Source organism: Ruegeria sp. YTSC199, assembly GCF_059609725.1.
The window spans coordinates 59,182-76,896 of the sequence record NZ_JBXWMF010000011.1 but is presented as its reverse complement, the minus strand read 5'-3'; the positions used below and the strand labels follow the sequence as shown (position 1 = coordinate 76,896).

General features: G+C 59.0%; 16 protein-coding genes. 8 read left to right on the top strand and 8 right to left on the bottom strand.

Annotated features, from left to right (window positions below; genetic code table 11):
* The first annotated feature begins 26 nt into the window (after positions 1–26).
* The 5 genes from AC2FEE_RS12405 (at position 27) to AC2FEE_RS12385 (ending at position 5,843) form a co-directional block, all read left to right on the top strand.
* On the top strand, positions 27–863 hold the full coding sequence (locus AC2FEE_RS12405) for a flagellar motor protein MotB (protein WP_496865613.1): 837 nt from the start codon (positions 27–29) through the stop codon (positions 861–863).
* 98 nt (positions 864–961) lie between these two features.
* Complete coding sequence (locus tag AC2FEE_RS12400) at positions 962–2,257, top strand: flagellar hook protein FlgE (RefSeq protein ID WP_496865611.1); 1,296 nt, start codon at positions 962–964, stop codon at positions 2,255–2,257.
* Between the two features lie 33 nt (positions 2,258–2,290).
* Complete coding sequence (flgK, locus tag AC2FEE_RS12395) at positions 2,291–3,742, top strand: flagellar hook-associated protein FlgK (protein WP_496865609.1); 1,452 nt, start codon at positions 2,291–2,293, stop codon at positions 3,740–3,742.
* Between the two features lie 2 nt (positions 3,743–3,744).
* Complete coding sequence (locus AC2FEE_RS12390) at positions 3,745–4,752, top strand: flagellin (RefSeq protein ID WP_496865607.1); 1,008 nt, start codon at positions 3,745–3,747, stop codon at positions 4,750–4,752.
* The gene (locus tag AC2FEE_RS12385) at positions 4,749–5,843 is read left to right on the top strand and encodes a flagellar basal body P-ring protein FlgI (RefSeq protein WP_496865605.1); all 1,095 of its coding nucleotides are present in this window, start codon (positions 4,749–4,751) and stop codon (positions 5,841–5,843) included. Before AC2FEE_RS12390 ends, AC2FEE_RS12385 begins: the two co-directional genes overlap by 4 nt.
* 47 nt (positions 5,844–5,890) lie before the next feature.
* Here AC2FEE_RS12385 and AC2FEE_RS12380 read toward each other — a convergent pair whose 3' ends face one another.
* From AC2FEE_RS12380 to AC2FEE_RS12345, 8 genes are read right to left on the bottom strand one after another with little or no spacing between them, the layout of a single operon-like run.
* Positions 5,891–6,538, bottom strand: coding sequence for a DUF1523 family protein (locus AC2FEE_RS12380; RefSeq protein WP_496865603.1), 648 nt, complete (start codon positions 6,536–6,538; stop codon positions 5,891–5,893).
* An 11-nt stretch (positions 6,539–6,549) separates the two neighbouring features.
* Entirely contained in the window at positions 6,550–6,816 is a 267-nt protein-coding gene (locus AC2FEE_RS12375; protein WP_480594416.1) for a hypothetical protein, read from the bottom strand.
* Positions 6,817–8,154, bottom strand: a complete 1,338-nt coding sequence (locus tag AC2FEE_RS12370) for a DUF6638 family protein (RefSeq protein ID WP_496865601.1) — start codon at positions 8,152–8,154, stop codon at positions 6,817–6,819.
* Between the two features lie 57 nt (positions 8,155–8,211).
* Positions 8,212–8,565, bottom strand: coding sequence for a hypothetical protein (locus AC2FEE_RS12365; protein ID WP_496865599.1), 354 nt, complete (start codon positions 8,563–8,565; stop codon positions 8,212–8,214).
* Positions 8,562–10,493 (bottom strand): AAA family ATPase, encoded by a 1,932-nt coding sequence (locus tag AC2FEE_RS12360; protein ID WP_496865597.1) that lies wholly within the window; start codon positions 10,491–10,493, stop codon positions 8,562–8,564. Before AC2FEE_RS12360 ends, AC2FEE_RS12365 begins: the two co-directional genes overlap by 4 nt.
* A gap of 22 nt (positions 10,494–10,515) precedes the next feature.
* Positions 10,516–11,634 carry a hypothetical protein gene (locus AC2FEE_RS12355; protein ID WP_496865595.1) on the bottom strand — a complete coding sequence of 373 codons (1,119 nt, stop codon included), beginning with the start codon at positions 11,632–11,634 and terminating at the stop codon, positions 10,516–10,518.
* Entirely contained in the window at positions 11,634–11,918 is a 285-nt protein-coding gene (locus AC2FEE_RS12350; RefSeq protein WP_496865593.1) for a hypothetical protein, read from the bottom strand. The genes AC2FEE_RS12355 and AC2FEE_RS12350 overlap by 1 nt, the downstream gene beginning before the upstream one ends.
* Before the next feature lie 19 nt (positions 11,919–11,937).
* On the bottom strand, positions 11,938–13,017 hold the full coding sequence (locus AC2FEE_RS12345; RefSeq protein ID WP_496865591.1) for a hypothetical protein: 1,080 nt from the start codon (positions 13,015–13,017) through the stop codon (positions 11,938–11,940).
* A 272-nt stretch (positions 13,018–13,289) separates the two neighbouring features.
* On the opposite strand from AC2FEE_RS12345, the gene AC2FEE_RS12340 reads away from it, so the two are divergent.
* The 3 genes from AC2FEE_RS12340 to AC2FEE_RS12330 all read left to right on the top strand — a co-directional run bounded on the left by AC2FEE_RS12340 (position 13,290) and on the right by AC2FEE_RS12330 (position 17,585).
* Positions 13,290–14,765, top strand: a complete 1,476-nt coding sequence (locus AC2FEE_RS12340) for an NAD-dependent succinate-semialdehyde dehydrogenase (RefSeq protein ID WP_496865589.1) — start codon at positions 13,290–13,292, stop codon at positions 14,763–14,765.
* Between the two features lie 134 nt (positions 14,766–14,899).
* Positions 14,900–17,083, top strand: coding sequence for an esterase-like activity of phytase family protein (locus AC2FEE_RS12335; protein WP_496865587.1), 2,184 nt, complete (start codon positions 14,900–14,902; stop codon positions 17,081–17,083).
* Between the two features lie 160 nt (positions 17,084–17,243).
* Positions 17,244–17,585: a hypothetical protein gene (locus tag AC2FEE_RS12330; RefSeq protein ID WP_496865585.1), complete on the top strand. Its 342-nt coding sequence runs from the start codon at positions 17,244–17,246 to the stop codon at positions 17,583–17,585.
* Positions 17,586–17,715: the final 130 nt, after the last annotated feature.

Below are 17,715 nucleotides of genomic sequence, written 5' to 3'. Positions count from 1 at the left end.
AGTCGGGTGATAAAAAGGTGGTGGAGATGGGTGCGCAATCCAATGCGGCGCCAATCATCATCAAGAAGAAACGTGTGTCAGGTGGCGATGGCCACCACGGTGGCGCGTGGAAGGTCGCATATGCCGACTTTGTCACGGCCATGATGGCGTTCTTCATGTTGATGTGGCTGCTGAACGCAACGACAGAAAAACAACGCAAAGGGCTGGCGGATTACTTCTCGCCGACGATCCCGGTGAATCCTGTTTCCGGTGGGGGTGACGGCGCCTTTGGCGGCAACAACATGTTTTCCGAAAAGACCATGGTTATGGATGGCTCGGGGGCGGCGAAACGGCACCCCACGGTCGCCCGTCAGGCGCGCGGGTCGATCGGGGTCAATCCGGATGGCGGCCAGGAGATGTCCGAGGATTTCTCGACGCTTGAGGCCCAGCTTCTGGGACATACCGGCGAAAGCATGGTCTCGGACAAGGTTCTGAAACACATAGTCACACGCGTCACCGACGAGGGTCTGGTGGTCGAGCTGTTCGACACCGAGGATCAGCCGCTGTTCGAATCGGGTACGGATGAACCGACACCGATGATGCGAGCGCTGGCGCTGCTGGTGACGCGGTCTTCGGATCTGGTGACCAATGATGTGGCGGTCGAAGGCCATGTCAGCGCCTCGCCCGTGGTTCTGGCGCGTGATCCGTCCTGGGATGTGTCGACTTCACGCGCGCAGGTGGTGCGTCAACTGCTTGAAGATAAGGGGTTTACGACTTCGCGGCTGGATCGCGTCACCGGACACGCCGACCGGGAATTGTCAGATGAAAACCCGATGGCAGTGCGCAACAACAGGATCGAGATCATCTTTCTGCGCGAGACCTGAAGACCAGAGGATAGAGCGCATTTTACCTGTTAGCGCGCTGTTAAGGGGCAGTGCGTTAGCTGTTGCATCGAAGATTGACGCAACAGAAGGGCGTGCCAATGACGATTTCCTCCTCGCTGAATGCCGGTGTGGCCTCATTGAAGGCCAACGCCAACCGGCTGGCCACCATTTCGGACAACATCGCGAACTCTTCGACCTTCGGCTACAAGCGGGTCGAGACGGATTTTCATTCGATGGTTACGTCAGGTCAGGGCGGCAGCTATTCGGCGGGCGGGGTCAGAACAACCAGCCAGCGCCTAATCGAACAGCGCGGATCGCTGGTGACCACCAACAACTCGACCGATCTGGCGGTGCGCGGCCGGGGCATGTTGCCGGTGCGCCCAGCCTCGCAAATCGCGGGCGGTTCGAATGAGATGCAGCTGACCACGACCGGATCGTTCCGAACCAATGAAGAAGGGTATCTGGTCACCGAATCCGGCCTGGTCCTGCTGGGCTGGCGCGCCAATCCAGACGGAACGATTCCGGCGGTACCGCGGGATACCCCCGCAGCGCTGGAGCCCGTACAGCTTAGCGTCAACCAATTGTCGGGCGCGCCGACCACGCAGATGAATCTGCGTATGAACCTGCCTGCAACGGCCACCGAAGCCGGATCGCCTGGGGATACGCAGCCTCTGTCGGTTGAATATTTCGACAACCTGGGCAAATCCGAAAGCGTGGATATCGAACTTGTGCCAACCGTTCCCGGCGCCGGCAGCAACAATGAATGGACTATGGTTTTGCGCGATTCAGCGTCGGGCGGTGCGGTGATCGGAGAATATACCCTGACCTTCACCGACAGCCGCACCGCGGGGGGCACGCTGGCCAGCGTCGCCACCGTCTCGGGCGGGACTTTTGATCCGGCAACCGGCAGCCTTGTGGTCAACGTTGCGGGCGGCCCGATGGAGATCAATATCGGCCAGATCGGCGATGCGGACGGTATAACGCAGCTGTCCGATACATTCGCGCCGGTTTCGATCACGCGCGACGGCTCGGCGGTTGGTACGATGACCAGCGTTCAGGTTGATGAGAACGGTTATGTCTACGCGTTCTACGACACCGGCGTCAGCCGCCGCATGTTCCAGATTCCGCTCGCGGATGTGCCCAATCCCAACGGATTGACCGCGCTGGACAGCCAAACCTATGCGCCGTCACGGGAAAGCGGCACTTATTTTCTGTGGAACGCTGGGGAAGGTCCAACTGGTGAGCTTGTGTCTTTCGCGCGTGAGGAATCGACCACCGATATCGCGACCGAACTGACCTCGTTGATTCAGACCCAGCGCGCCTATTCCTCAAGCGCCACGGTGATCCAGACCGTCGATGAGATGCTGCAGGAAACCACCAATATCAAACGCTGATTTGGGTTTTGACCCGGAAAGGGGGGCTGTCCGATGAATATGTCGACGGCATTCAACAACGCAGTAAGCGGTCTGACGGCTGCGGGTCGGAGTACATCTGTTGTGTCGGACAATATCGCCAACGCGCTGACCCCCGGCTTTGCCCGCAGGTCGCTAGAGTTGACGACCAACGTGATCTCGGGGCATGGGGTGCGAACGGTCGGCGTGGTTCGGAACCAGGATCCGGTCCTGACCGCCAATCGCCGTGCCACCGACGCCGATCTGGCGTTCCATTCCGCCGTGTCCAGGTTTCACTCCGGGGTCGAAGACTTGATTGGAAAGGTTGACGATCTGTCATCGCTTGCCGCCCGGCTGGCTGATTTCGACAGCAGCCTGATCACCGCGGCCAGCCTGCCCGATTCATCCGAGCGGCTGGATCAGGTCGCCCACTCCAGTCGGGATCTGGCCAACAGGATCAACTCTGCCTCCGAAGGCGTGCGGCAGCTCCGCTCGGACGCGGACAGGACCATTGGCAAACAGGTGGACAGCTTAAACCAGACACTGAAAGATATTGAGAAGCTGAATGCCAGAATTCCCTCGGTGAAACACTCAGGTGGTGACATCGGGGGATTGCTGGATCAACGGCAAGTTCTGATCGATCAGGTCAACGAATTGGTTCCGGTGAATGCTGTGCCGCGGGCGAACGACCAGGTGTCGCTGTATTCCGATGGTGGCCTGATCCTGCTGGAAGGCACGGCGGCGCAGTTTTCCTTTACCACCACGGGCGACACCAAACCCCATATGACGGTGGGTAACGGGCTGCTGTCAGGGTTGCAGATGAACGGCAATCCGGTGCGCACCAGCGGCGACAACGCCCAGATTCGCGGCGGCGCGCTGATGGCGCAATTTCAGATCCGCGACGAGTTGGCCGTTGAAGCACAGGCCAACCTGGACTCGGTCGCCCGGGACCTGATCGAACGGTACGAAACCCCCGGTCTGGACCCCACCGCGCTGCCCACAGATGCAGGCCTGTTCACCGATGCCGGTAGCCGGTTCGATGTGTTGGCACCGGCTGGGCTAGCCTCGCGCATCAGCCTGAACATGATCGTCGATCCCGACAATGGCGGTGACAGCTGGCGGTTACGTGAGGGGCTGGGTGCGGCAGCCCCCGGCGATCCGGGCGATGCCACACAGTTGCAGGCCTTCGGCGCCATTCTCAGCGATGCCCGCCCGGTTGCTGGATCGCCTTTTGGCACCGGCGCCATGCGCGCCTCCGATCTGACTGAGGCGCTTTCGTCCAAAGCTGGCGTAAACGCCCACACAGCCAGCCAGCGCCTGACTTTCGCCAACAGCGCCCAGCTGGAAATGGCCCGGATCGAAGCCGAAGATGGCGTCGATACGGATCAGGAATTGCAGCGCCTGATCGAGATCGAGCAGGCCTATGCCGCCAATGCCCGAGTCATCTCGGTGGTGGATGAATTGATGAATACTCTGTCGAGGTTGTGATGATGAATTTGACGTCTATCGGCGATCTGGCGAGGGGCATGACATTGAATACCCGTGCGACCGAGCTGAAAACCCAGATCGAGTCCCTGTCGTACGAAATGTCCACCGGTAAGGTTCAGGATGTGCCCGGGCGACTGGATGGCGATTACTCGCACCTGCTGGACTTGGATCGCAGCCTGTCACGTCTGGACGCCTACCGGGTTTCGGCGGCCGAGGCCGGGCTGTTCACCGACGCCATGCAGCTGAGCCTGACGACGATTGATGGCTCTGTCGGCGAATTCACCGCGTCCCTGCTGTCTTTTGGCACGTCAAATCAGGCGGTCAGCCATGAAAACGCTTCCGTGCAAGCGCGCAACGAGTTGGACACAATCATTTCGGCGCTGAACACGCGAGCCGGCGGGCGCAGCCTGTTTTCCGGAGTGGCCACGGACATTTCCCCCCTGCCCCCAACCGACACGCTGCTGGCTGCATTAGAGGTTGAGCTGATCGGACACACCACAGCGTCTGATATCCGGCAAGCGGCGGAGGATTGGTTCAACGACCCGGCCGGGTTTGACGCGGTGATCTATCAGGGATCAGACACCGCTTTGGCGGCAATGCAGGTCTCAGAAAATGAAAGCGTCCGTCTTCCCATCACCGCGACGGACCCTGCAATCAAGGACGCGTTGCGGGACATTGCCGTTGCGGCGCTGGTGTCGGATGACACGCTGAACCTTCCGCGCGATCTACGAACGGCGTTGTTCACGCAATTGGGCGTCGATCTGGCAAATACCCAGAACGAAATCGTTAACCTGCGCGCGCAGGTGGGGTCGGCCGAGTCGCGGATCGAACAGGCCGCCACGCGAAACAGCGCGGCGCAGACCAGCCTGGAATACAGCCGGAACACACTGATTGCCGCAGACCCGTATGAAACTGCCGCGCAGTTGCAAACCGTGCAGTTCCAGTTGGAAAGCCTTTATTCCGTCACCGTTCGCAACGCGAACCTGTCGTTGGTGAATTTCCTGAGATGAGACTCCTTGTTTTCCTATTGATGCTACTACCCGGGATCGCCTGCGCTGGTGCAATCCGCCTGAAAGACCTTGTGGATTTCGACGGGGTGCGAGGCAATGATCTGGTGGGCTATGGTCTGGTTGTGGGGCTGAACGGCACCGGCGACGGGTTGCGCAACTCGCCCTTCACCGAAGAGATCATGTCGAACATCCTCGAAAGGCTTGGCGTCAATGTGAACGGAGAGGATTTTCGCCCCAAGAACGTTGCAGCCGTGTTGGTGACCGCCAGCCTGCCGCCTTTTGCCCGGGTCGGTGGGCAGATCGATGTGACGGTGTCGGCCATTGGCGATTCCAAAAGTCTGCTGGGCGGCACCCTGATCATGACGCCGTTGAATGCCGCCGACGGGCAGATCTATGCGGTGGCGCAGGGCACGGTTCTGGCTGGCGGCGCCGTGGCCGAGGGCGAGGCCGCCTCGGTCGTGCAAGGTGTGCCGACCTCTGGCGTGATCCCATCCGGTGCCCGGGTGGAACGCGAGATTGACTTCGACCTCTCGACACTTACGCAAATGCGGCTGGCCCTGCGCGAGCCGGATTTCACCACCGCCAGCCGAATCGAAGTTGCGATCAACACCGAGTTCAACCGGGCAGTGGCGATCATGCGCGATTCCGGGACGATCGAACTGAACATCGCGGCAACGCAAGCGATTTCGACGGCGCACGCTCTGGGCCGGATCGAAAACATTCTGGTCGAGCCGGAAACCAAGGCCCGCGTCGTCGTCGATCAGCGTTCGGGTACCATCGTCATGGGGCAAGAGGTCCGCATCTCGCGCGTGGCGGTATCCCAAGGCAATCTGACCCTGACGGTTGAGGAATCTCCGATCGCGGTCCAGCCCAATCCGTTTGCGCGCGGCGAAACGGTTGTCGTCCCCCGCACATTCGCCGGGATCGAAGAAGAAGAAGGTACCGGACTGGCCGAAATCCCCGAGGCCACCACCCTGTCTGAGGTTGTGGCCGGTCTGAATGCGCTGGGAGTCTCGCCCCGCGACATGATCGACATTCTGAAAACGATCAAGGCTGCCGGGGCGCTTCACGCCGAGTTTATTGTCCGCTAACAACCTGGCTGCAAACGGATGGCCAGATCAAAACAGTCGCACCATCGTCACTTTGATTTCCAGCTGTCCAGCCACCGGCGCAACCCGGTGCGCCTTTCTTCAATCGCGTCACCCGCCGCATAAAGGCTGTCTTCAACATTCTCGAGCATCGGGTCGATGCGGCGCTGTCGGAACCTGCGCCAGCGCACCCAGATCGCCCAGACGATGGCAAAGAAAACCGTCAGGAAGATGATGTTGAACCAGGGGATCAACCGCACATCAGGGCTGTCCACCGGGCGCACCGACACCACGTTGGGAAAGATCGACATGAGCTGATTGCGCCAGCCATAATGGCGTATCACCACCCATTGCGGGTCCGCGTTAGTTGACACGAGATTGGTCAGTTCAGCCTGCAAATTCGAACTGTCGAGCTTGAAATAGGGCGGCCAGCCCCAGCCGGTATCCTCGTTACGATAGACGCGCGGCTTTCCATTGGGGCGGAAGGTTTCAACGAAACGCACATCGCGATTGGTCGTCTGCGCAGTTTCCTGTCCGGTGTCCTGCTGCGCCCAGAAAATCGAATTCTCACCGAAATCGACACGCCTCACTTCGGTTTTGACGATCCGCACCACATCCTGCTGCGGCAGGGTGTATTCCAGCACTGAGGCGACCAAGCCCCAGAAAAGTATTATGAACGCCCACTTGACATAGACCATCTATCCGGCCCTCACATAAAATTCGTAATATAGATCAGCAGGGCTATTGCCCCAAGCGGAACGACATAGACGCCCAGCAGCAGTTTCCTGCGAAAGGAGCTGTCGTATTTCTTCAACCCTCGCGCGACAAAGGCGTCGCGATCCCCGGTCAGCCCTTTCTTTTCCCAATGCGCAATCAGCTTGCGCCGCCGCACCAGGCGGGAATAGATCGACAGTCCGACGTAGATCACCGTCAAAATGATCAGGAGGGGAATTAGAAAACGAATTGCGACGATCATTCAGTTCCTCCCAACAACGCCCCAGGGTCCGACGCGCGCGATGATGTCATCGCTGACCCGGTCAGTGCCGCTCATGTCCGGTTCATGGCCGAACAGCGCGGCGCGGGCGCCTGCCTTGTCCACCTGATACTCGCGTTCCAGAAAGTCGGCAACATAGGCTTTCTTAGCCTCAGGCCAGGTGGAATAGGTGCTGTAGAACAATTCCTTATGGCAGATGAACATCTGACGCGGGTCCAGCGGGGCCAACTCGGCCAGCAACATGTTGACCAGATCACGGTTCGGCGTTTCCGCCGCGCGCAGGGTGTAGAAATAGGCCGGATGATCCGAGGTGATGCGCGGCCATGGCCCGCCGTCGCTGGCCCAGCGCAGCAATTGGGCAAGGCCGTGAAACGCCTCGGGCAGGCGATCCGCGTGGTTTCGGGCCAGACGGCGCATGTCGCTGCGGTCCAGCCCGGTCAGGTCAACGCCCGCGTCGGCGGCGGCGTGGACGGTCAGAAAATCCATCTTCTGCTGCAGAACGGCGGCCGAGTTCACGCCGCGCGCCTCGATGATCGTCTCGACCAGATTGTTGTCGTTCAGAAAGGATGCAATCCGGTGCCGTTGCGTGGGATCAAACACCTGATCGATCGGCATCTCATCGGGTCGGTCGCCCATGCAAATCACCGCCGGGTCATCAAGATCGGGGAACAGGTAGAGCCCGCCGAAATGCGCCGTCCAGAAATTGCGTTGCTCGAACGCGGTGTGGCGCAGGTGAACCGGGTTGCGGGTGACGTCGCCGGTTTCTTTGGCCGTTTCGATCATCTTGGCGATCAGCACATCGTCGAACCAGGCGTCCTCTTCGGTCTTGAATCGCTCGACCATGCCCGCCAGTTGCTCGGCCTTGCGCAGGGTGCCGCCAACCGTGTCGGCCTCGATCTCGATCTTGCGCAGGTTCAGCAGATCGCGCGGTGTGGTGAGTTTGATGACCGAGTTCACCAACTCTCCGGCCACGGCATCGGTGGCGGTCAGGGCGAACAGCTGCGCCTCGTTCATCTCGATGAACTCGCGCAGGATATCGCGCGAGGTCGAGAATTTGACGTTCAGCAGGGGCGCGCGTTTCTGTTCGGTCGTCAGCAGGATGAACTGCCGGTTGACCCCGTTGGGGTTGAGGTAGAGATCGTCCTCCAACTCGATCCCCACCTCGGGCGAATAGCCCGAAATATCGACATGGAAATCGGTCAGCGCCGTGGTCTTGCCCGCCAGATGCTGCAGCGCACGGTTATACCGCTCGACCAGAGCCGGGCTGGAGATGTGGACGAGGTTGCCGAACATCAGGCCTTTTTCGATGAGACGGATCATTTACGCTCACCTCTTGTGAACAACGAATTTCTTAAGAAAAAAGGCACCTGCGCAATGTTACTCTGCATTACAAACAGCCTTACGATTTCTTTTTATCGTCGTCGCAATCAAATAAGTTACAGAAACGAAAAGCGTAGTTGGCGTGATCCACCACATTAATTCAATGGTACCCCTTACCATCCAAGTGAGAAACGAATGAGGGTAATGAGGGCCCGGTTCTCTCAGGCCAATAAGAACAATTGTCAAACAGATCACACTTGAGGCCGATAGCGCGGCAAAAAGTACAACAATAGCTTTAAACGCCAAATGGGTTTTTTGCATTTTTACAGCTACTGCGCGAACGAGAGGCAACGCGATAGCTAGCGACAAACACGATCCAATTAATACGAATACCAAAACTGCAATAATCACCCCTTCTCCTCCAGATACCGCCGCTTGGCCTCTTCCATCCGGCCCATCTCACGGACGGCGTTTTCGATGGCGACCTCGTCGCTCTTGTCGGCATAGCGGAATTCGCTGTCGGCGTAGCGGTTGATTTCCTGAATCACCATCTCAACCGTAATTGGCTGGCGCAGGTCCTCGATCATCGCTTTCTTGGTGTCGTAGTCGCGGAACAGGAACAGGTCGGGATTCTCCATCCATTCGTCGGGCAGTTCGAAATCCATCGCGCGGACCTTGACCGCGTCGGTGATGTTCTTGATCGCGCGGCCGGTGAACCGCTCATCCGCCTGCTGGATCGCCTTGAGGTAGGTGCCCAGCTTGGCGATCGTGTCCATCTGGCCGATATCGCCGGACACCCGGTCATAGACCTGCAGCAAAGCGTCCTCATGCGGGCGGGCGTGGCTTTCGAAACTGGCGGCGACGGCCTTTTTGATCTCTTGCGCGGCATAGGCTTCGTGTTCGCCCAGCGGGATGTCGTGGTTGCGGCCCATCAGCAGGTGCAGGATGTCGATGTAATCCTCGCGGGTCTGTGGCCCGTCCACCAGGAACCGCGCGCCCGCCCGCTGGCGCAGGGCGTCGTCCACATTCTCGGGGTAGTTCGAGAACATGCCAAAGGTGCAGTTGCCGCGCACGACGGTGTTGGCGCCCGCAAAGCTCTCCATCAGCACGGCGGTGATTTCCAGTTGGCCCGCGCTGGACTGCCGGTCGCCACGCTTGCCCGCCAGTTGGTCGATATCGTCGATGGTGCCAAAGCCGATGACCGAGGGGTCGATGATCGTGTTGATGAAGGCCTTGGCGTTCTGACCGGATTTGCCCTGATAGCTGTCGATATTGTCGGTGCTCAGGTTCTGATAGCGGAACGGATAGCCCGCGTTCTGGCAATAGTCGTTGATCAGCCCGGCCATCATCTGGATCAGAGTGGTCTTGCCGGTGCCCGGTTTGCCGTCACCCATGAAGGTAAAGATGAACCCGCCAAGTTCGGCAAACGGATTCAGGCGGCGGTCGAAGTCATAGGCCATCACCATCTTGGCCAGCTTCATCGCCTGATACTTGGCGATATGGTTGCCGACCACCTCGTTCGGTTTCTTGAACGTCATGGTGAGGGTAGTGGATTTGGCCTTCGAGGCGGGCTCAAACCCTCGGATCGTCAAATCGTCGGCTTCGATATGCCAGGCGGCGTTGTGGAACGGGGCCAGATGGCCTGCGGACTGCGCGCGCAGGGCGGCCTTGTCCAGCAGTTGCTCGGCGTAAGCGCTGGTGGCAGCGATCAGATGGGCGTCGTCGGGGGCATGTTTGGCAAGCGTCTGGTCCAGCTCCCATAGCGCGCCGTGCAGGGCAAGTTGGCCATTGTCGGTCAGGACCTCTTCGATCTCACCGATATCGGCGGTGGTCTCACCCAGATGCGAGGACATCAGATAGGCCAGCGCATTGCCAAAGGTATGGGATGTGATCAGCGCCTCTGCCGTCAGCAGTTCCGAGAACTCGGTCTTGCGCGCGGCGGGCAGGTCACCGGCGAGGTTTGCGCGTTTCAGATCAGCCAGCGGGGTTTGCTCGGCATAGGCCTCAGCGACGGCCAGAGCGATGGCAATTGCGCGACGGATGGACTGTTGCGTGGTGGCCTGAGGCGGCGAGACCAACGCATCGCCATCATCCGAGGCTTCGATCCGTTCGACCAGATGCACCCCATCCGCGCGCACAGTGCGACGGGTCACAAGCCCGGGTGTGGTGGACCGGAACCGACGCCCTGTAGACACGCCCGGAGACCGTTCAATGGTGACCTCGACGGGTTTGGCAATCCGTGGCGCGTGCTCGAACCCGTTCAGCAAGGCGGTCGCAGCCGGATAGTGTTTGCGAATGTCTTCTTCGCGCAATTCCATCTGATCTGACGTCAAACTCATTTCAAAATCGCCTTTGCTGTCTTCAATATCTCAACACCTGCCCGGTCTTGCTGACGACGAACTTGCGCACATCGGCAAAACCCGGCGGGTTACGTTCGGCCAGAACCTGAAACGGGCGCTGCGGCAGGATGATCGACCGCTGGGTGCGTGTGGCCCCGGTCTCGGCCCCTTGCCCGCCAAACGGGTCCAAAGCGAAAACCTCGCGCTCGACGGTAGAAAACCAGCCGGCGCGTTCTTCGATGACCTCTTCGCTTTCCAGTTCTTCCGTGGTCCAGGCCAAAGCCCAGTCCTGCCCCTGCGGAGACTGTGCGTCCTCCAACACCTGCCGCAAAGGGCCGGATTGCTCGGTATAGGCCGAGGAGTACATCGGCCCCACATGGATGCGGCGCAGGTGTTTGGGGTGCAGGTCGCCGAAATCCTGATCGAAGCCTTTGGCGATGGTCACCAGCTTCAATCCCCCCAGAGCTTGCGCCATCAGATGCGCCTGCACCTCGGGCCAGCGGCGTTGGTCCTTGGGCAAGGCGGTCTTACCGCTGTCCTCAAGCTGCATCAGGTAGATCACCGGCAGGTTGATCTGGCTGTCATAGACCGCCCAGTGGATCAGGAATTTCCGCCTCTCGCCTTCGTTCCCGATCCAGTGGCATTCGGGATCATTGCGGGCCCAGAACAGCTGACCTTTTAGCAGTTCTTCGTAATAGAGCCTTTGGGAGAGAGCGAATTGCAGCTTGGTGGGGATTTCCTGATCGCCGATGATGGTGCGAACCATGTCGGTTTTCAGCTCGTCCTCGGATGGCATATTCGCCAGATGCACCTGCGCCTGCTGCGCGTCATTGGCCATGGTTAACAACTCGGCCGCGACCGGAAAGCCGCTGTCGCGCTTGTCCATGGCGAGGCTGCCAAAGAACCGGCCGGTATCGCGCCCGACCAGCAGGTACTTCATGCTCAGCGCGCGGAAGGTGTAGAGCAGTCCCGAGAGGTAGCGCGATACGATCCGCACCTCTTGCTTGCTGATCGCGCCCTCAGCCTCCATCGTCGCGGCCACGCGCAGAAGGTGAACGGTGATCACCTCGAATTTGCGGAAATAGCGGCGCGAGGCGAACGTGTCGGTCAGGCCAACGTGGTCTAGGGTGGGATCAGTCATCAATCACTGCTACCGCTATCACTTGAGCCCGATTTTGGCGTTGGATCAACTCCACGATTACCAGAAAATGGATGACCACTGAGCCCTTGCGCTGTCAAAAAACGATCCAAACCCTTTCTCGCCCAAACCAGCCCTAAAAAGCCAACCACGGCCAAAAAGTACCAACTATTAATCGCCATCGTCACCGCAAAGACGAAAAAGGCTAGTCGCAATTCCTCCCAGACAAGATCACCATTTCGCTCAGCCCAAGTCGCATTTTGGTCTTTGTAAGGAGGCATTGGCATTTTCGCACAAATTCTCCGCTCACCCGCCATACAAATTCTTATCATGCTTCTCGACAATCGAGGCAAACCGACGGGCAAAGCGTTCGTCCGCCTTGGCCTTTTTCTCCAACACGTCGCGGGCAAAGACCATGTGGTCCTCATGCGCCTCAAGCATGTCGGCCATTTTCTGGTTGGTCGCGGTGCCGATGGCGGCCATTGCGGTTTGCGCCTCCTGGTCGGTCTGCACGCCGATCTCGTTGATGCGGTGGGCCACGTCCTGCTGCTGCGCGGTTTTCAGCGATTTGGTCAGGGCGTCATACAGCACCACGCGCTGCTGCGTGTCTGTCTGCAGCTTGTTGATCAGCACCATCTGCGTCGCCGCCTGGTTCTGCAGGGAATCGACCCAGGTTTTGCCCTTTTCGATATAGCGCTCCAGCGTTTGGCTTTTGGCCAGCTTGACTTGCTCTTCCTGAACCTTGGCGTTGTATTGCTTGTTCAGCTCGGCCAGTTCGGTCTCCAACTGGGTGCGCGCGGCGGCGTCCTGTTCGACGCTGATCTTGTTTTCCAGAGTAATGATCGTTGGGTCCATACCCTGAATCTCGGCGCGCAGCGCCTCAAGCTCGGCCACGGTCGCCTCACGGTCGTCCAGCGTGCCTGTCAGGTTCTCTTCGACCTTTACGCGCTGTTCCTCCAGCACGGATAGCTGGCCTTCCAGCAACTTCACGATCACGTCGGACTTGGCGATCAGGTCCTGCAGCTTGTCGTCGATATTGGCGGTGCGCATCCGCTCCTGCCGCATCGACTCGGATTTGCCTTTGGAGAAGATGCCGACAAAGGTCTCCCACCCGGATTTCGAGCGCATCTCGTCGAAATCCTTGGAAAACGCGCTGGTGACATCGTCCAGACCCATGATCAGCTCAGCAATATTGGCGTTCATCACCTCGGTATGGGCGTGCACGTCCTCAAGCGTGGCGTTCTCGATATCGATATCCGCTTCAGCGGTTCCAATCTTGGCCCGAGCGGCCTCGATCCGCGAAGTCAGCCCTTCGATCTGCGACTGGCTTTCCCGGACTTTGGTCTGAGTCTCTTCGATCAAGGCGTCAAATTGGTGGTTCGACATCTGCACTATCCCCTTTTTTTGTTCATTTACCCAATAAGATAGGGAATGTTACGTTCATTTACATCCCCTCGGGTCCAAAAATCATCCAGACTTTGGCAAACTCATCACAAAAAAGATAGCGCCATGATGCCGCCGGTTGCGATGTGTTGGGCATCTGCAATTCCGGCCTTTTGATCAAATCTGGATTGATCCGCGAGGCACAGTGGACATAGACAATCCAGACCCCACCTGCTTGGGTGCGCGTGAACCATATTCCTGCCGGAGGCCGACCTATGCTGGACGCAACAACCGACCTGAAATCGATCCTGAAAAATCCCGATCTGCTGGTGACCAAAGCCTATATCGGCGGCCAGTGGGTGGATGGCAACAATGGCACCTTTGCCGTGACCAACCCGGCCCGCGGCGATGTGGTGGCCGAGGTCGCCGATCTGAGCCGCGCGCAGGTCGCTGGCGCGATTGCGCAGGCCGAAGCGGCGCAAAAGGAATGGGCCAAGCTGACCGGCAAAGAACGCGCCGCGATCCTTCGGCGCTGGTACGATCTGATGATGGAAAACGCCGAGGATCTGGGCAAGATCCTGACTGCAGAACAGGGCAAACCGCTGGCCGAAGCGATCGGCGAGATTGGCTATGGTGCGTCCTTCATCGAGTTTTTCGGAGAAGAGGCCAAGCGGGTCTACGGTGAAACCATTCCCGGCCACCAGCGCGACAAGCGGATCACGGTGCTGAAACAGCCCATCGGCGTGGCGGCCTCGATCACGCCGTGGAACTTCCCTAACGCGATGATCACCCGCAAGGCCGCCCCTGCACTGGCTGCCGGCTGCGCGTTTGTGGCCCGTCCGGCGGCAGAGACCCCACTGTCTGCGCTGGTGCTGGCTTTGCTGGCCGAACAGGCTGGCGTGCCCGCAGGCGTGTTCAACGTGGTGCCATCCTCGCAGGCCAGCGAGATCGGCAAGGAATTTTGCGAGAACCCCGGCGTGCGGAAACTGACCTTTACCGGCTCGACCGAGGTGGGGCGTATCCTGCTGCGTCAGGCCGCCGATCAGGTCATGAAATGCTCGATGGAGTTGGGCGGCAATGCGCCCTTCATCGTGTTCGACGATGCCGATCTGGATGCGGCCGTCGAAGGCGCGATGCTGTGCAAGTTTCGCAACAACGGCCAAACCTGTGTCTGCGCCAATCGCATCTATGTGCAGGCCGGTGTCTATGATGCCTTCGCCGCCAAGCTGAAGGCAGCGACCGAGGCGCTGCAGGTTGGCGATGGCCTGACGCAGGGCACCACCACCGGTCCGCTGATCAGTGATGAGGCCGTGGCCAAGGTGCAGGAACATATCGCCGATGCCACCGAAAAAGGTGGCGTCGTCCTGACCGGTGGCCTACCGCATGATCTGGGTGGCACATTCTTCCAGCCCACCATCGTCTCCGGCGTCACGCAAGAGATGAAGGTTGCGCAGGAGGAAACTTTTGGCCCACTTGCCCCGCTGTTCAAGTTCGAGGACGAGGATGACGTCATTGCCATGGCCAATGACACGATCTTTGGTCTGGCCTCGTATTTCTATGCCAAGGACCTGAGCCGCGTCTACAAGGTGGCCGAGGCGCTGGAATATGGGATCGTCGGCGTGAACACCGGCATCATCTCGACCGAGCTTGGGCCGTTCGGCGGCGTAAAGCAATCCGGCCTGGGTCGCGAAGGCAGCCATCACGGCATGGAAGATTATCTTGAGATGAAATACATCTGCATGTCGGTCTGATCCGATCCGGCCACCGCGTTTGGGCGGTGGCCATTCTTAATGCGTTTGTCATCAAACTGAGTCGCAAACGTCACAAAAGCGCAATGAACGGCGGTCATCCCTCTCGCATCCAAGTAAGAAGGGGATACCTACCGATGTCATTGCGCCTTGTCTGCCTGACATCTGCCCTTGCCCTGACCGCCGGTCAGGCCATGGCAGAGATGAACTTCAACCGAATTGCGTCCTTCCCGGTCGTCAAGAACATGGCCGAAGGGGCCGACACCAACCGTGAGACCTCACCCGAGATCATCGCGGCGACTGCGGATGGCATGACGCTGGTCTATACCGACAGCCCGCTGGGCGTGATCGGCATGGTTGACATCACCAATCCTGCGAACCCGGCACCTTTGGGTGCGATGGACGTGGGTGGTGAGCCGACATCCGTGGGGACCCTTGGCGCGACGGCCTTTGTGGGTGTCAATACATCCGAAAGCTACACCGCACCGTCGGGCAAGCTGATCTCTGTCGATATCGCGGGCAAGGCGGAAACCGGGACCTGTGACTTGGGTGGCCAACCGGACAGCGTCGCCATCGCTCCGGATGGCAGCTTTATCGCCGTCGCAATCGAGAATGAACGTGACGAAGACCTGAACGACGGCATCATCCCGCAACTGCCCGCCGGGTCGTTGGCTCTGGTGCCGCTGAAAGCCGGCGCACTGGATTGCGCAGGTATGAAAATGGCCTCGCTTACCGGTCTGGCAGACGTTGCCCCAACCGACCCCGAACCCGAGTTCGTGGACATCAATAGTCTGGGCGAAACTGTCATCACTCTGCAGGAAAACAACCACATCGCGATCGTCGACAAAGACGGCAACGTGATCAGCCATTTCTCGGCAGGTAGCGTTGACTTGGATGGCATCGACGCCACCGACGAACGCGGTGCGCTGATCTTTACCGAAAGCCAGCCGGGCCGCCTGCGCGAGCCGGATGCGGTGAAATGGATCGACGACAACCACTTCGCCACCGCCAACGAAGGCGACTACCAGGGCGGTTCGCGTGGCTGGACGATCTTTCACAAGGACGGCGCCGTTGTTTACGAAAACGGCACCGAGTTCGAAAAGGCCATCATCCAGATCGGTCACTACCCCGACAAACGCTCGGACAGTAAAGGCGTTGAGCCCGAAAGCGTGACCGCAGCAACCTTTGGCGGCACACCGATGATCTTTGTGGGTGCCGAGCGCGCCTCGGTCGTGGGTGTCTATGACGCTACTGATCCGGCGAACCCGGTTCTGAAGCAACTGCTGCCCTCGGGTGTTGGCCCGGAAGGCTATGTTGCAATCCCGGACCGCAACCTGCTGGTCTCGGCCAACGAAAAAGACCTGATCGAAGATGGCGGCCCGCGTGCGCATGTGTCGATCTTCGAATACCAGGACGCCCCCGCAGCCTACCCGCATTTGACCTCGGAAGGCGCGGATGAGCTGATCGGATGGGGGGCTCTGTCCGGTCTGGTCGCGGATGAAGACGGCATGATTTACGCGGTCAACGACAGCTTCTATGGCTTCCAGCCTTCGATCTTCAAGATCGACCCAAGCCAGCAACCTGCCCGCATCGTGGACGTGATCCGCATCCACCGTCAGGACGGGAACCCGGCGCAGAAGCTGGACCTTGAGGGCATCACGCTGGACGGTAAGGGTGGTTTCTACGTCGCCTCCGAAGGCCGCACCGACCGTGTCATCCCGCATGCGATCTACCATGTGTCCGCAAATGGCCTGATCAAGGACCGCAAGGATGAGATCGGCCTGCCTCCGGAGCTGTTGGCGGCCGAAAAGCGCTTTGGCTACGAGGGTATCACCAAGGTTGGCGACACTCTGTGGATGGCCGTTCAGCGCGAATGGAAGGACGATCCGGAAAACCTCGTGAAACTGGTGGCCTATAACCTTGAGACCAAGGAATGGGGCGCCGTGCACTATCCCAAGGCAGACCCGGAAAAAGGCTGGGTTGGCCTGTCGGAAATCGTCGCCTTTGGTGACCACGTCTATGTCATCGAACGCGACAACCAGCACGACCACCGCGCGGTGACCAAGAAAATCTACCGCATCCCTCTGTCCGAGATGACCCCCGCCCCGCTGGGTGGCACCCTACCCGTGGTCAGCAAGCAAGAGGTCCGCGACCTGCTGCCTGACCTCACTTCGACCGGCGGTTACGTTCTGGACAAGATCGAAGGCCTGGCCATCCTGCCTTCGGGCGAGGCGTTTGTTATGACGGACAACGACGGCGTCGACGATGCCTCGGGCGAGACGATGTTCTGGTCGATCGGATCGGTGACGGTTGGGAATTGAGCCTCATAAAAAGTTTCCCCGCACGGCAAAGTACGGGGCCGCCATTATGAGCGATCCAGTTTCATCAACCTTACCTCCGAAAAGTTCACAAACATAGAGTCTTGACTCACGCCTAAGGCGCGGAGTTTCCTAACTGCACTTTGTTGTTAAGGGGGAAATTATGAAGTTTATCAGTATTCTTGCGCCTGTTGCCGTACTTGGTTTCAGCGCATGTACAGAAACCAGTGTCGAGGATCCGCTGGTTGCAGCCCTTTCCGGGAAAACGATATCGAACAGCGGTACGGTCATTGACGTATTGGAAGACGGTACGTTTACCGGCACGACCAAAAACGGAAGTACGTTTAGCGGGGTTTGGGAAATCATCGGCGGTCAATGGTGTCGTACGCTTAACCCGCCATCGCCTCTTGCTGACCAGGGTCAGGTTTGTCAAGAAACGGTTCTGGGTGAAGAAAGCGTTACCATTGCGGGGGCCAATGGTCCGCTTGTTTGGGTAATTGAATAATCTCTTCCAGGCATTCTTTTTGGTTGGTCTGTGCCACGAACTGGCACTTTCTGCCCACCAAACACGGTCTTTTTATCTAATCGCATACTAATTGATTACCAGCCTTCGATCAGATTCCAAGACTTTGCAA